We start from the raw sequence: 14300 nt of genomic DNA, 5'->3' as shown, positions 1-14300 counted from the left end.
AGCCCGCAGAAGTTCATAATTTACATCGAAAAGTCGATCATCCATAAAAAGAAACATAAAGAAGAAAAATAAAAAAAGCATAAAAAATAAACCAAACGGCACGCAGCCGAAGGAGACGAAATGGCAGGTATAGTTGGCATCGATGTCGGCGGCACGTTCACCGATCTGTTTTATTCAGGCAATTCCACACAGCCGCACCTGATTTTAAAAGTCCCTTCAACGCCGCAAGATCCTTCCATTGGTTTGCTCAACGCATTGCAGGCTGCCGGTCTGACACCGGATGAACTGGATGCGATTCTGCACGGAACCACCATTGCAACCAATGCAGTAATTGAACGACGCGGGGCCAAATGCGCGCTTATCACCACTACCGGCTTCCGCGATATTCTTGAACTGGGACGCCGCGACCGCCCGACAATGTATGGACTGGAAGGCACACACGAACCGTTAGTGCCGCGTGACCTGCGTTTCGAGGTCAATGAGCGCCTTGATCATGAAGGCAATATTCTAGTGCCGCTGGATGTCGCAGGTCTGCGCACCATCGGCAACATGCTCAAGGACAGCGACATCGAGTCTGTCGTCATCGCCTTTCTCCATGCTTACGCCAATCCTGCGCATGAATTACAGGCCCGCGCTATTCTGGCCGAGATCAATCCGGCATGGGAGTTGGTCGTTGCCACTTCGGTGGTCCGCGAATATTACGAGTTTGAACGCACCAGCACTGCGGTAGTGCAGGGCTACTTGCAGCCTTTGGTGGCGCGCTATGCCAAGAATCTGGCGCGTCAGTTGAGCAACTGGGGCTTTGACCGGGATGTCGCCATCATGCAATCCAACGGCGGCGTGGCGCCGTTACGGCAGTTGGGTCAGCGCTCGGCCTACATTGTCCGCTCCGGTCCTGCCGCTGGCGTCATGGCCGCAGCCAGGTTGGCTGGCGAGGCTGGCTTCTCGCATATCATTACCGCTGATATGGGCGGTACCAGTTTTGATGTTGCCGTGGTGATAGATGGCGAGCCAAAAGTCGCAGAAATCACTAATCTGGATTTCCGCATTCCGCTGCGTTTGCCCATGATCGATGTGCATACCATTGGCGCGGGTGGCGGTAGTATTGCGTATCTGGACCGTGGTGGCATGCTGTTAGTCGGACCACGCAGTGCCGGTGCTGTACCGGGCCCCGTGGCGTATAGACGTGGCGGCACGGAACCGACAGTTACTGATGCCAACGTTGTGCTCGGTCGCATCAATCCCGAAAGCCTGATGAATGGATCCGATACTGCGCTTGACGTTGCCGGTGCGCGTGCCGCTGTGCAACGCTTGGGCATCCAGCTCGGTCTGGGTTTGGAAGAAGCCGCTGAAGCCATTCTGGCGGTAGTAAATCAACGTATGGCGGGCCGCATTCGCCTGATGTCAATTGAACGCGGTCTTGATCCACGCGATTTCGCCATGGTCGCGTTTGGCGGCGCTGGTCCATTACACGGTGGTGCATTGATCCGCGAAGTGGGCGTCGGGACCATGTTGGTTCCACTCTATCCTGGCGTGCTGTGCGCGCTTGGTTGTGCTTACGCCGACTTGCGTTACGACATTTCTCAAACCACTGAAAAGCGTCTCGACAAATTGTTACCTGGCGAGCTGAGCGACATTATTTTGCGGCAGCGTGAGGAAGGTCAACAGCAGCTCAACGACAGCCAGGTGCCAATCGACGTCACGACGATCACGCATGCAGCCGACATGGCCTACGCCGGTCAGATTCATTCATTGCGCGTCACGATCGAATCGGACTGGGATGCGCCACGACTAGAGCAGGCTTTTAATGAAGTGTACAAAGCCACCTTTGGCAACACGCTGGTTGGTATTCCAGTCGTGATCGTCAACCTCCGTACGATTGCCGTTGGGACTCGCACCAGCGTGCCATTGCCGCAGTGCAGCTCAACTGCAACTGGTCAGCCGAAGCCCTCATCGCGTCGTCGGGTCTATTTTGGTGGCTGGCACGACACGCCGGTATTTGCCCGTGAGAACCTTGCGCCAGGCATGCATTTCGATGGTCCGGCAATCATTGAACAAAGTGATACGACGACCGTTGTCGAACCGGGCATGCGCCTGGACGTCGATTCGAAGGGCAACCTCTTGGTGAAGGTCAAATAATGGATCCGGTAACTTTGGCCGTGGTACGCGGCAGTCTCGAACAAATCGCCGATGAAATGGATTTGCATCTGATCCACGCGGCCATCTCTCCCATCATCTCTGAAACCAACGACTGTGCCAACGGCATCTTCCACCCGATCACGGGAGAAACCATTGCGCAAGGCCGCTACGGTCTTCCTGTATTTCTGGCTTACATGCAATTCACGGTCCAAACCGTCATTGGCATGGCGCTCAAAGACGGCGGCTTCAAGCCTGGGGATATGTGGATTCTCAATGATCCCTACATTGGCGGCAGTCATTTGCAGGACGTTCAACTCATTGCACCGGTGTTTGTGGACGGTGAATTATTTGCTGTCATGGCGACTACCGGCCATTGGATGGATATCGGCGGCAACGTGCCCGGTGGATGGGCCCCGCGCGCTACCGAAATTCATCAGGAAGGCATTATCATTCCGCCGGTTCGGCTATACGATGAAGGCAAGTTGAATAAAGCATTGGTCAGCATGTTCAAAGCCAACGTGCGTTTGCCGAGTGAAATTGCCGGTGACCTTGCCGCCATGTCGAACACCTTCTCGGTGGGTACACGTGGTATTGAAGCCCTGGTCAAGCGTTATGGCCGCACGATACTGGACGAATGTTTGAACGAAATGATTGCGTACTCAGAACGTCAGATGCGCTCTTACATTGCAGAAATTCCCGATGGCACTTATGCCTTTGAGGATTACTTCGACAATGACGGCATCATTGATGAACCGATACGCATCAATCTTGCGATCACGGTCACTGGTGACGATATGCATTTTGACTTCACCGGGACCGGACCGACTTCACGCGGCCCGCTCAACATGTCGCGCAATACCACGCTGTCGTCCTGTTACGTCGCGATCAAACATATTTTCCCGGATGTGCCGGTCAACGGCGGAACCTTCCGACCAATACACTTTACGCTGCCCGACAACACTTTATTATCGGCCCAATATCCCGCCGCAGTCGGTGGTTATCTGGACCCGGTCGGGCGTGTCATCGATGTTGTTTTTGGTACTTTGTCCAAGGTCATCCCAGAAAAATCGCCCGCTGCATTTTTTGGTACGACCGGCGTGGTGACGGTGAGTGGTGTGCATCCACGCACTAAAAATTATTTTGTAGGCGTGTTTCCATATCCGGGCGGCTACGGAGCAACACAAGCCAGCGATGGTTTGATTAACGGTAATCCGCCCCAGTCGATGGCTAATTTTATGTCGCTTGAGATGTCGGAGCATCGCTTTCCACTGCGTTTCGATTATTTCAAAATCCGTGACGATTCAGGTGGCGCTGGCTGGCATCGTGGCGGCTGCGGTACCGAATATGGATTCACTGCCTGGTCCGATTGTATCGTCTCGGTGCTTGGTGATCGGGTCGACTACGCGCCGTTCGGCATCGTCGGCGGCGGTCCAGCGGCCGCCAACAATGTCGAGTTTGTTACGCAAGGCAAAACCTGGAAACCAGAGTTACGCAGTAAGCAGGAAAAAGAGCCATTTACAGCCGGCGATTCCATTCGCGCAGCATCGCCGGGTGGAGGCGGCTTCGGCAATGCTTTAGATCGCGATCTGTTGATGGTCGAACGCGATCTGAACCGTGGCTACATCAGCCGTGAAACTGCTGAAAAGAGTTATGGCGTCGTCGTCGGCCAGGCAGTCGCGCTATCGGCCGAGCACACACGCTTCCAACTCGACCCGATTGCCAGTGCCACACGGCGTCAGACACTCCAGAAATTGTTAGTCAATTCCACCAAATAAAAACGTCAAACAACCAGAGGATTCAAGCATGGATAGGACAGGGAGTTGGGAACTACCGGAAGAACTGAGAATGCTCAGGGATACCGTGCGTCGTTTTATGGTGCAGGAAGTGAAACCGATTGAAGACAAGCTGGAGCACGATGCCTATACGCTGGAGCCTGAACCGCTTAAAGCCTTGCAGAGTAAAGCCCGCGAACTTGGGTTGTGGTGTCTGGAAACGCCTGCGGAACACGGCGGCGCTGGCTTGAATCTACTTGCACAATGCGTAGTGGCTGAGGAAACCTCCAAGTGTCGCATGGGCGCTTATATTGCTGGCTGCGGTGCGTTCGGTTTCGATCCTCCGAACGTGATCTGGAAGGGAACCGACGAACAAATTAACAAATTTGGTCGTGCTAATGTCGCCTCTGGCGACAAGGCTTTCGTTGCCATCAGCGAGGCCAGTGGCGGCTCAGATCCGGGCCGGTCCATTACAACGCGTGCTGAACGTAAAGGGGATCGTTATATTCTCAATGGTACCAAGTTATGGATATCCGGCGCAGGGCAGGCCAACTGGGGCATTGTATTTGCTCGAGTTGGAGAAAGCAAAGGCCGCGAGGGGATCACCAGCTTTATTGTAGAGAAAAATAAGCCGGGTATTTCGTTACAGCGGATTCCGGTGATTCGTTCATATTCGCCGTATGAAGTGCACTTTCAGGATTATGAAGTGCCGGTCGAAAATCGGCTGGGTGAAGAAGGGCAAGGCTTTGCGCTGGCTGAGGATTGGTTGGTACATGGCCGCGTGCCGTACGCAGCGGCGACGATCGGCATTGCGCAAGCCGCGCTCGATCTGGCGGTCGCATGGGCCAAACAGCGCAAAACATTCGGTAGCCATCTGGCGGATAAACAAGCCATTCAATGGATGATCGCCGACTCCGAGGTGGAACTGCGTGCCGCGCGATTGATGGTCTATCAGGCCGCTTGGAATGGCGATTTAGGGCGTGACATTAAGGTCGATGCGTCGGTTGCCAAGCTATATGGAACGGAGGCGGCAGGCCGAGTGGTTGATCGCTGCATCCAGATTTTTGGTGGTCTCGGTGTTGCGCAAGAAATGCCGCTTGAGCGTTGGTATCGTGAACTGCGCATCAAGCGTATCGGCGAAGGGCCATCCGAAGTCCATCGCATGGTGATTGCACGTGAACTGCTTGGCAGTAAGCGCGGGGAGTCCTGATTATGGCGATTGACTTTGAAGTATCAGATGATGGTATCGCGCTCATTACGATCAATCGTCCTGAGCGACTTAACGCCATGGATATTGATCATTATCAAGGATTATCACGTGCCTGGTGCACCGTGCGTGATGATCCGGCGATCCGGGTCGCCATCATCACAGGGGCGGGCGAACGTTCGTTTACTACCGGTGCGGATATCAAGAGTTTCGTCACCGCTCCGGCAGGTATTTCCGAAATGTGGCTGACGCAACGTGATCAGTTGCTCAATCGTGGCTTGGAAGTATGGAAACCCGTTGTGTCCGCAATCAACGGCTATTGTCTCGGGGGCGGTATGACGCTCATGATGGCGACCGACATCCGGCTCGCTGCGCCGCATGCGACGTTTAGTCTGGCCGAAGTAAAACGCGGCCTGATTCCCGGTAACGGTGGTACACAACGCGTGCTGGACCAACTGCCTTATCCCATCGCCATGGAAATGTTACTCACCGGCGATGGCATCGACGCCGTAGCGGCTGAACGTTGGGGGTTGATCAACAAGATCGTACCGTTGGAGTCGCTTCTAAGCACAGCATACGACTATGCGCGGCGCATCGCCATCAATGCGCCGCTGGCAGTGCAGGCGGCGAAAGAGCTCGCGGTGCGAAGCATTGACATGGATTTGGCGACCGGGTTGCGGATGGAAGCGGTCATCAATCGCATGTTACAGACTACCGAGGATGCGAAAGAGGGTCCTGAAGCCTTTAGCGCACGTCGAACACCGAACTTTAAAGGGAAGTGAAATGAGCGGCCACTATCCACTGGAAGGCGTCACCGTTATCGATCTTGGTCAAATTTATAACGGCCCGTATTGCACGTTCATGATGGCGATGGCAGGTGCAAAGATCATCAAAATTGAAGCAAAGGGTGGTGAACATTTACGCCGCCGTGGCGTAGTTGGCGGCGCGGCATTGCCGTTCGCCATGCTCAACTCAAACAAAACGTTTGCCACCTTAAATTTGAAATCCGAACGTGGTCGTGTACTGTTAAAAAAGATGGTGCGCCGTGGCGATGTATTGGTTGAAAATTTCTCGCCCGGTGCGATGGAGCGGCTTGGCCTTGGCTACGACGTTATGCGCGAAGTCAATCCTCGCTTGATTTACGGTGCCGGTTCCGGTTATGGCCGTACTGGTCCGAATAAAGACTATCCGGCCATGGATTTGACCGTTCAGGCGATGGCGGGGATTATGACAGTTACCGGATATCCGGATCGACCGCCGGTCAAGGCTGGCCCCGCGATGTGTGATTTTTTTGGTGGCGTGCATTTGTACGGCGCAATCATGACCGCACTTTATGAACGTGAAAAAACTGGCGTCGGCAGATTGGTTGAAGTTTCGATGCAAGAAGCGGTATATGCATCGCTCAGTTCCAACCTTGGTCTACATTACAGCATGGGCGAAACGGTCGCGCCGCGCACGGGTAACCGGCACGGTGGTCTGGCCGAAGCGCCGTATAACGTCTATCCAACCACTGACGGCTATATAGCGATTATTTGTGTCGGCGAGTCGCACTGGAAATCGCTCCTCAGTGTCATGAAGCGTGACGATTTGCAGACCGATCCACGCTATGCGGATTTACTTCATCGCGTGGAAAATATAGATGCCATAGACGAACTGGTCAGCACGTTCACCTCGGGTTATTCGAAACAGGCGTTGTTCGAATTGTTGATGGAGTATGGCGTTCCCTGTGCGCCGGTACGCAATCTTACGGAGGTCGTTAATGACCCGCATATGCATGCGCGGCGTGCGTTGGAATGGGTTGAGCATCCTCTGTACGGACGCGTCTGTTTGCCCAATTCGCCGCTACGCTTCGACGGTGTGGAGCCCATGGAAATCAAGCCAAGCGGCGAACTTGGTCGTGACAATCACGCCGTGTATTCCGATTGGCTTGGACTCAGCGATGCCGAAATCCAGCAACTGATCGAAGAAGAGGTGATTTGATGCGGGAAAAAGCAGTGATTGCAGGAATCGGACAAACCGCATTTGGCAAGCTGGAAGGACGCAGCACGCTATCGATGAATGTAGAAGCGGTAAGCAAAGCGCTGACAGATGCCGGAATCGATAAAAGTATGGTTGATGGCCTGTTCGTAAAGTGTCCGACATCACGGTTTGAGATGATGTACGCACAAAAACTCGCCGAATCAATGGGCATCATGCCGCGTATCGGCGGCGTATGGGATCAGGGTGGCGCATCGAGCGCAGGAATGATCGGTTATGCCGCGATGGCAATCGAAGCTGGACAGTGTGAAATTGCGTTGGTATGTCTTGCCGACAATCCAAAAACCGGATCACGCCAGGCATATGAAAAGGCCTGGGGCGATGACGGTCTGTATGGTTGGTTCGGTACGCCAGCAGGTTACGCGATGATTGCACGTCGCCATATGGGCGAGTTTGGGACGACTAGCGATCAACTGGGTGCGATTGCTGTGGCATGTCGCAAACATGGCGCAGCCAATCCACACGCGCAATTACGCAAACCGTTAACGCTGGATCAATACCGCGAGTCGAAGATGATTGCCGCACCGTTACGGCGTGACGATTGTTGTCTGGTCTCCGATGGTGGCGCGGCAGTCGTGGTGATGAGTGCCGAGCGTGCGCGTCAGTTGGGTGTTCCAAAGCCGGTCCCTATCCTGGGATTTGGACAAGGCCAGACCTCATGGGAAGTCGAACAGCGTCCAGATCTGACCTCAACCGAGGCGGTGATCTCGGCAAGGGCTGCGTTCAAGATGGCAGGATTGTCACCGAAGGATATCGATGTCGCGCAAATTTACGATTGCTTCACCATCACCGCGCTGATGACATTGGAAGACTACGGCTTCTGTGCCAAGGGCGAGGGCGGTCATTTTGTTGAAGATGGACGGATTGAAATCGGCGGTGATTTACCGATCAATACCGCGGGCGGATTGTTGTCGGAAACCGGCATGCCCGGCATGCAGTTGGTGCTCGAGGGCGTGCGCCAGATGCGGGGTGATGCATCGACGCAGGTCAAGAATGCACGCACCTGTGCGATTAGCAATCAGGGCGGGATCATGCACACGCACTCGACTTTGATACTTGGACAATGACAGCCGGACAATAACACCCAGACAATGATTCGATAAAACAATGAGACACACGCAAAACGGCTTCGCTAGCGTTAGCCCTTCCGCTTAGGTATCCGGGATGTCTTGGTCGGGATACCTCGACGAGTCGGTTTTGCATAAGTCCACAATAAGAAAGAATGTCATCTATGAATGCAACGTCAACGCCAGCTTCAACGCCATCCGCACCTGCGCCGCAGCGCGACGCCCTCAACGCACCGTATTGGGACAGTCTTGCGCGTGGCACTCTGTCGTTCCAGCGTTGCGGTTGTTGTGGAAAAGCATGGTTGCCAGCCCGCAGCGAATGTCCCGGTTGTCTGGCTACTGACTGGCGCTGGGAGCCAGCATCCGGCTCCGCCAGACTAATCAGTTGGGTCGTGTACCACGTGGCATATCACCCGGCATTCGAAAACCGCCTTCCTTATAACGTCGCCGTGGTCGAGCTGGACGAAGGTCCACGACTGATCAGCAATGTCGTCGGGATCGAAGATGCTGAAAATTTAAAAATTGATCAGCCGTTACGGCTAGTTATTGAAGAGGAAAACGGGATCGCGGTGGCCCGTTTTACACCGGCCTGATTGCTGTCAATAAACGCAGTAGAAAACGAGGCATCAGAGGGGGGGAACTGCAACGAAAATCATCCTGTAACAAGTAACAAAAAAAGCCGCAGCAACGTGGAACGTGGAACGTAGGACTTAGGGACGTAGGACCGAGCGGTGGAAATCATAATAATTATAGTTAGATCATTACAGGAGATGGATATGAAGGCATTGAAGAAGACATTAGCACGCGTCGCCGGGATTGGCCTTTTGGCCGGTACATGGATGTTATCCAATGCAGTTTTTGCTGCAGAACCGATCAAGATCGGGGCGATTAATCCTTTCAGTGGCGGGTTGGCGTTGTACGGTACCGAAATGACCCGCGGCTTTGATCTGGCGGTGGATCAGATTAATGCGGCTGGGGGCTTATTAGGCCGCAAGGTCGTATTGATTCGCGGTGACGCTGCCAATCCACAGCAGGGTATCGCAACCGTCGAACAACTTGCCGTTAAGGAAAAGGTTGATCTTTTTGTCGGGACTTATACCAGTGCTGTTTCCAATGCATCCAGCGATGCAGCGATGCGCTATAACAAACTGTATTGGGAGACGAACGCCTTGGTTGATAGCCTGACCGAACGCGGCTTGCCAAACTTTATCCGCACCGGCCCAAACGGCAGCAACTTTGCGGCAGGCACGGTCGATACTGTGCGCGACGTAATTGCGCCAGTGCTTAAAAAAGACATGAAGGACATCACCGTCTGGATCGAGCATGAGGATTCGATTTTTGGCACTTCAGTTGCCAACGAACAAAAGCGATTGCTGGAAGGTCTGGGCGTAAAAGTAGTTGGTATGGGCGCACATTCTGCACGTGCCATCGATATGACAGACATGGTGCTGAGGGCTAAGCAAGCGCATCCCGACGTGGTGATTGAGACGGGGTATGTACCCGACGGCAGTCTGTTATTGCGCACCATACGTGATCAAGGTTTCAAACCACCGGCGCTGGTCCTTGTTGGAACCGGCAATGAACCAGAAACCCTCGCAGCGGTGGGCGCACCTACACTCGAAGGCATGCTGGTAGTCGCCTATCCCCTGACCAATGTGGCTGAGAGTTATGCCCACGGCGCAGCGGCCTATCTTGAGGCTTATCGCACCAAATACAAGGTAGAGCCAAGTTTGCCGCAATCGATCAACGCTTATGTTGGTATGCAGATGCTGTTCGATGCAATCAAGATAGCTGGAAGCACCGATGTTGAAAAGGTGCGTGCTGCCGCAGCCACGATGGACAAACCGCTCGGTAGCTATGCAACAGGTTACGGCGTCAAGTTCGACAAGAATTTCCAGAACATCCGGGCACTCATCACCACGGTGCAATGGCAAGGTGGCAAGCCAGTAACGGTGTTTCCGAAAAAAGCGATCGCTCCTGGCGATGCGTTAAAAACGCTGGCACGTAATTAAATCGTAAGAGATTCTGCGATGTTGGGATAGCAGCAAACTGGTCGGTGGTAACTAAAATAATTCAATAAATCACAGGAGAGAGACATGAAGGCATTTAAACGCGTCGCAGGCGTTGCGCTATTAGCTGGTACTTCGGTGTTTGGACAAATGGCATTTGCCGCCGACCCAATTAAAATCGGCGCCATTAATCCCTACAGCGGTCCTCAAGCGTTGTATGGAACCGAAGTGACGCGTGGGTACGAATTGGCAGTAGATGAAGCCAATGCCGCCGGTGGTGTATTTGGCAGAAAGATCGTATTGGTACGCGGTGACGCCGCTAATCCTCAGCAGGGCATTGCCTCCGTAGAGCAATTAGCCAACAAAGAAAAGGTCGACATGTTTGTCGGCACCTACACCAGCGCGGTCTCCAATGCCGCCAGTGATGCCGCGATGCGGTATAACAAACTGTATTGGGAAACAAACGCGTTGGTCGATAGCCTGACCGAGCGCGGCTTGCCCAACTTTATTCGCTCCGGCGCTTACGGCAGCACGTTTGCAAATGGCGCGGCAGATACCGTCCGTGACCTGATTGCGCCCAGGCTTAAAAAGGATGTGAAGGACGTCACCGTCTGGATCGAGCACGAGGACTCGATTTATGGTTCTTCAGTGGCCAAAGAGCAAAAGCGCTTGCTCGAAGCAATGGGCGCAAAAATTGTCGGCGTTGGTGTTCATGCGTCCACTTCGATCGACCTGAATGATACTGTGCTGCGGGCTAAACAGGCACGTCCCGATGTGTTCATCGAAACCGGCTACGTACCGGATGCCAACTTGCTGCTACGCACGGCACGTGACCAAGGCTTCAAACCGCCTGCCATGGTGTTTGTCGGCACGGGTGATACACCGGAAACGTTGGCGTCAGTCGGTGCAGCTTCCCTCGAAGGCGTGCTAGTGGTGAATTACACGCGTAGCGACGTGGCCGAAAGTTTTGGTCCGGGTGGCAGAGCTTATTTAGCGGCGTATCGCGCAAAGTACAAGTCAGATCCCGTCGCGCCGCAGGGAATGAACGCCTATGTCGGCATGCAAATATTGTTCGAAGCGCTTAAAGAAGCAGGCAGCACCGACATGGAAAAGGTACGTGCAGTGGCTGCCAAAATGGATAAACCGTTAGGCAGCTATCCAACCGGTTCTGGTATCAAATTTGACAAAAATTTCCAAAATACACGTGTGGTGACGACCACCGTTCAGTGGCAAAAAGGGAATGTGGTCACGGTATTTCCTAAGAAAGCCGTCATGTCTGGCGTGGTCCTTGAAAACTTGGCGCGCAACTAGAAGATTGCTAAGTTATGAATAATCAGAAATATAAAGCAGGAATACTAAGTGGGGAAACTGAGACGATGAAAAATCAAAACACAGTGGTGTGCAGTATCGGCGCAGGCGCTGGTTTCGCTGGTGATCGCATCGATCCGGCGGTGGCGTTAGCCGCTTCTGGCAAAGTCGACACCGTGGTGCTGGAGTGTCTGGCGGAGCGCACGTTAGTACCGGCTCTCAAGGCACGTGCTGATAATCCGCGCGCAGGTGCTGATCCGCGCCTGCGCCGCCGCTTGACCCCGCTGTTGCCTGTTGCCGTGGCCAACAAGTGCCGTATCGTATCGAATCTGGGTGCCGCCAACCCACGCGCAGCGGGTGATGCCATTGCCAGACTGGCGGCTGAACTGGGTTGTCGCGGGGTGCGCGTAGCAGCCGTTCACGGTGATGACGTGCTCCATCTGCAAAATAACATTGCATGGGTCAGGCCGGTAGAGGGCAAGTTACTTGGCGCACACGTTTATCTCGGCAGCGGTGCACTGGCCGAAGCGCTAGATAATGGTGCTGATGTCGTGGTGAGTGGACGGGTGGCAGATTCTGCTCTATTTGCAGCAGCAGCTTTGCGGCATTTGAATCCGGGACCTGCGGCACTTGCCGGTGCGATTGCTGTTGGTCATTTGCTGGAATGTGGTGGTCAACTGACTGGTGGTAACTACGATCCGGTCGGCCAAAAACTGCTCTCCGCAGCGGATTACGCAAGGCTTGGCTATCCGCTTGCGCATATATACGCCGACGGCAGCGCCGACATCACAATTCTGGACAATGCGCCGGGCATACTTGATGCGGAAACCTGCACGCTACAATTATTTTACGAAGTCCATGATCCGGCACGTTACGCCACGCCCGACCTGATCATCGATTTTACCGGTATTCGTTTTGAGCAGATAGGCAAAAATCGCGTACACATGTCCGGCGCTCGCTCACTGGGACCGCCGCCCACCTTGAAGGTCGCCGGTTTTCTAGAGTTGCCCGGTTACATTGCGGATGCTGAAATTGGATTTGCAGGGACCGGTGCGATGATGCGCGCGCAACGTGCTGCGGAAACCTTACGACTACGCTTATCGGATTGGAAGGATGCAGATATTGCGATTGATTTGGTCGGTGTCAACTCAGTGTTGCGGGCGGGGTCACTTGCGACATTATCGGCTCCGGCCGAATTGCGGGTGCATGTCTCCGCACGTTGTGCCGATCTGGAAATCGCGCAAATCATCGAAGATGAAATCTACGCGTTAACATTATCTGGTCCTGCCGGAGGATGTAGCGTACGTAGCGAGCGCCGCCCGCGCATTGAAGTGTTGGATGGTTTTATCGCTCACGATCTGGTGCGACCAGAAATTGAATGGAGTCAATCATGAGAGTTGGTGATATTGCGACCGGCCGCGCCGGAGACAAAGGGAACGTCCTGGACCTGACACTCGTTGCCCGCGATGAAGCGGCGTACGCCATCCTGACGCGCGTTCTGACGGCAGAGTTTGTTGGCACGGCGCTTAACCGTGTCGTTCCAGGACCAACGGTGCGTTACGAAATTCCCGGACTGCGCGCACTTAAATATGTCTCGGATGAGGCACTCGCTGGTGGCGTTTATGCCTCGCTACGTCCAGGATTACATTGGCAAAAAGCGGCGATCTGGTTGCTGCTCGATTTGGATATACATGTTAGCGAATAATAATCCTAATAGTAATCCGTCTAAGCCTTCATCAGACCGCAAAAAAGAACAGAAAATAACCGCATGATGGCGTGATAATAAAAAATAGCTTGATAAAAATGACCGACATAGAGTCAACCCCAGGATAAGAGATCGGAGACGCAATGCAATACAGCACTATCGCTTATCGGGTGGAAAATGCGATCCTGACGCTCACTCTGAATCGCCCGGATCGCCTCAATGCGTTCACGGTAACGATGGCGGACGAACTGATCCATGCGCTTGATCGGGCCAGTGAAGATGATGCTGTGCTGGCAATTGTAGTCACAGGAGCGGGGCGTGCATTTTGTGCCGGTATGGATTTGGATGCATCCGTTGATGTTGGTAATGACGATGCTGATAGCAATAAAAATAACGTTTTCGGCCTCAACGAAGCGCTGCATCCAACCTTGCAAAGTCTGGAGGAGAACTTCGATGATCCTCTCGTAGTGAATGGTGTGCGTGATACCGGCGGCCGTGTGGTGTTGGCAATCTTTGACTGCAAAAAGCCGATAATTGCAGCTATTAATGGTGCGGCAGTCGGAGTTGGTGCAACGTTGACACTAGCCATGGATATACGCATCGCCTCAGATAAAGCACGTTTTGCCTTTCCATTTGGCAAGCTCGGGATTGTACCCGATGCCTGTTCAAGCTGGTTTCTCCCGCGGATTGTCGGTTTGGCCAAAGCGCTTGAGTGGACCTACACTGCGGAGATGATCGACGCGCAGGAAGCGCTGAACTGTGGATTGATAAAAACCGTCGTGCCGCAGGAAAAATTGCTGGAAGAGGCATACGTTATTGCACAAAAAATCAGCACTGATCGTTCGCCGGTTTCGGTCGCACTGATACGGCAAATGATGTATCGCAATTCAGCAGAACCGCATCCGATGCACGCGCACAAGATCGAGTCGCTGGGTATTTTCTATACTAGTCAAGCGGATGGTAAGGAAGGTGTCGCTGCCTTCCGTGAAAAGCGACCTCCTCATTTCAAGGCGGCATCCTCCGAGATGCCGTCATTCTATCCCTGGTGGAAATAAT

General features: G+C 53.7%; 12 protein-coding genes. All 12 read left to right on the top strand.

Annotated elements, in window-relative coordinates; translation table 11 throughout:
• Positions 1–120: 120 nt before the first annotated feature.
• Complete coding sequence (locus QN379_RS00385; protein ID WP_322236022.1) at positions 121–2139, top strand: hydantoinase/oxoprolinase family protein; 2019 nt, start codon at positions 121–123, stop codon at positions 2137–2139.
• Positions 2139–3914, top strand: coding sequence for a hydantoinase B/oxoprolinase family protein (locus QN379_RS00380; protein WP_323505725.1), 1776 nt, complete (start codon positions 2139–2141; stop codon positions 3912–3914). The genes QN379_RS00385 and QN379_RS00380 overlap by 1 nt, the downstream gene beginning before the upstream one ends.
• 28 nt (positions 3915–3942) lie before the next feature.
• Positions 3943–5121, top strand: coding sequence for an acyl-CoA dehydrogenase family protein (locus QN379_RS00375; RefSeq protein WP_322236026.1), 1179 nt, complete (start codon positions 3943–3945; stop codon positions 5119–5121).
• A 2-nt stretch (positions 5122–5123) separates the two neighbouring features.
• A complete protein-coding gene (locus QN379_RS00370) occupies positions 5124–5900 on the top strand; it encodes an enoyl-CoA hydratase/isomerase family protein (RefSeq protein WP_322236028.1) in 777 nt (258 codons plus the stop codon).
• Between the two features lies 1 nt (position 5901).
• Entirely contained in the window at positions 5902–7098 is a 1197-nt protein-coding gene (locus tag QN379_RS00365; protein ID WP_322236030.1) for a CoA transferase, read from the top strand.
• Complete coding sequence (locus QN379_RS00360) at positions 7098–8222, top strand: thiolase family protein (RefSeq protein WP_322236032.1); 1125 nt, start codon at positions 7098–7100, stop codon at positions 8220–8222. The genes QN379_RS00365 and QN379_RS00360 overlap by 1 nt, the downstream gene beginning before the upstream one ends.
• 164 nt (positions 8223–8386) lie before the next feature.
• Entirely contained in the window at positions 8387–8815 is a 429-nt protein-coding gene (locus tag QN379_RS00355) for a Zn-ribbon domain-containing OB-fold protein (protein WP_322236034.1), read from the top strand.
• Positions 8816–8998: 183 nt separating this feature from the next.
• On the top strand, positions 8999–10234 hold the full coding sequence (locus tag QN379_RS00350) for an ABC transporter substrate-binding protein (RefSeq protein ID WP_322236036.1): 1236 nt from the start codon (positions 8999–9001) through the stop codon (positions 10232–10234).
• An 84-nt stretch (positions 10235–10318) separates the two neighbouring features.
• Positions 10319–11542, top strand: coding sequence for an ABC transporter substrate-binding protein (locus QN379_RS00345; RefSeq protein ID WP_322236038.1), 1224 nt, complete (start codon positions 10319–10321; stop codon positions 11540–11542).
• A gap of 65 nt (positions 11543–11607) precedes the next feature.
• A complete protein-coding gene (locus QN379_RS00340) occupies positions 11608–12933 on the top strand; it encodes an acyclic terpene utilization AtuA family protein (protein ID WP_323505724.1) in 1326 nt (441 codons plus the stop codon).
• Positions 12930–13244, top strand: a complete 315-nt coding sequence (locus tag QN379_RS00335) for a hypothetical protein (protein WP_322236042.1) — start codon at positions 12930–12932, stop codon at positions 13242–13244. The genes QN379_RS00340 and QN379_RS00335 overlap by 4 nt, the downstream gene beginning before the upstream one ends.
• 143 nt (positions 13245–13387) lie before the next feature.
• Complete coding sequence (locus QN379_RS00330; RefSeq protein WP_323505723.1) at positions 13388–14299, top strand: crotonase/enoyl-CoA hydratase family protein; 912 nt, start codon at positions 13388–13390, stop codon at positions 14297–14299.
• Position 14300: the final 1 nt, after the last annotated feature.

The organism is Glaciimonas sp. Gout2, assembly GCF_035018905.1.
In the GTDB taxonomy this organism is placed as follows: Bacteria; Pseudomonadota; Gammaproteobacteria; order Burkholderiales; family Burkholderiaceae_D; genus Glaciimonas.
Note: the sequence above shows the minus strand (reverse complement) of the source record. Positions and strands in the feature narration are given on the sequence as shown.